Origin of the sequence: Sphingobium sp. D43FB (assembly GCF_002312805.1) — a bacterium.
Taxonomy (GTDB): Bacteria; Pseudomonadota; Alphaproteobacteria; order Sphingomonadales; family Sphingomonadaceae; genus Sphingobium.
The window spans coordinates 1-244 of record NZ_NMUA01000323.1 but is presented as its reverse complement, the minus strand read 5'-3'; the positions used below and the strand labels follow the sequence as shown (position 1 = coordinate 244).

Annotated in this window: 1 pseudogene; it reads right to left on the bottom strand. The window is 62.3% G+C overall.

Annotated elements, in window-relative coordinates:
- Positions 1-244 (bottom strand): annotated as a pseudogene (locus SxD43FB_RS24550) (hypothetical protein); the annotation flags it as partial.

The following is a 244-nucleotide window of genomic DNA, read 5'->3' as shown; positions in this document are numbered from 1 at the left end:
TTCGCTCCAGCCTTGCGGGCGTCCGACAGCAAAGCCCAGAATTCAGGCGAAAGCCCATCGGGGCGATCGGGCCAGTCATCGATGAAGCCAAGATGGACCCAGAAGCCATATTGGTGGGCCTCGATCGACAAGATCGGATGATCGACGATGATCCGACCGCGCCTTCGCGGCGCGTACTGGATCAGCCGGTCGATGGCGTCATTCTCGGCGCGGGGAAGATGCGCTGTCGAACAGGCGCAGACGG